Origin of the sequence: Nonlabens ulvanivorans (assembly GCF_000732625.1) — a bacterium.
GTDB lineage: Bacteria > Bacteroidota > Bacteroidia > Flavobacteriales > Flavobacteriaceae > Nonlabens > Nonlabens ulvanivorans.
The window spans coordinates 1-987 of sequence record NZ_JPJI01000028.1 but is presented as its reverse complement, the minus strand read 5'-3'; the positions used below and the strand labels follow the sequence as shown (position 1 = coordinate 987).

The following is a 987-nucleotide window of genomic DNA, read 5'->3' as shown; positions in this document are numbered from 1 at the left end:
CCAACCAATAACCAACATACAAAAGGTCTACGCGTACCGGCTAAAACGCCTCACTCGCCTTATACCTTTGCCATTGGCAAACATTTAAGAAAAATTGCATAATAAGAAAATGAAGAACTTTTTAATAATCTTATCAATCCTATTTTTCTGTAATCTGAATTACGGACAAATTGCAGTTATAAAAGATGTTGATGGATTTACAAACGTTCGGAAACTTCCTAAAATTGATTCTGATGTCATTTATAAGCTCAAAGATTCTGAAGTATTTAGTTATCAAGAAAACGAAACAGAATCGGAATGGATAACCGTATATATTTCAAAAAACAAATACCAATTGGAATGTGGAGAAGACGATACTTTTATGGGTTACATTCATAAAAGTCGTTTATGCCCAATTGAGGATTTGACTAAATACACTGGAACTGAATTTTCATTTGAGTATAATCTAAAGAAATTTAGTTTGGAAAATAAAATTTCGGATTTTGACGGAAAATGGCTGACCAAAATTAATGGACGTACAATTTACGGAACTGACGGAAATATTCCTAAAACAGAAGTTGTCGGAATTGAAACCTCAATAAATGGAAAGTCTATTGAAATTCCGAACATCTTTTACGAGGATATTTTTGAATGCGACAATGTATTTGAAATTAATAAAAACAAAGGTGATTATATTGTTCATCAATGGAATAGCGATGGAGCTGGTGGATATTTAATTGTTTGGGTTTTAGGAAACGAGAAATTAAAACAACGACTAATATTAATACCATAAATAAAAAAAACGATTTGCCAACACCGTGTATAATTAATTGCTTGGCAAGTGCTTATTTTGAAAATTCCTTCGGAATTTTCTCGCGTTCGTTTTTGTTTACTAAATTAGTTGCTTAAACACGCAACTAACCATACACAAGACCGTTCTAGTCCATTGCCTGCGGCCGTAGGTTTTCGCTTTTGTAATTTATAATTACACTCTTGGGATTAGAAACT

At 32.3% G+C, this 987-nt stretch carries 1 protein-coding gene; it reads left to right on the top strand.

Annotation, left to right across the window (positions count from 1 at the left end; genetic code table 11):
* Positions 1 to 109: 109 nt before the first annotated feature.
* A complete protein-coding gene (locus IL45_RS07210) occupies positions 110 to 772 on the top strand; it encodes a hypothetical protein (RefSeq protein WP_036582192.1) in 663 nt (220 codons plus the stop codon).
* The last annotated feature ends 215 nt before the right edge of the window (positions 773 to 987 follow it).

Coding starts and splice junctions, on each gene's coding strand:
- IL45_RS07210 (WP_036582192.1), top strand. CDS start 110: ATGAAGAACTTTTTAATAATCTTATCAATCCTATTTTTCTGTAATCTG.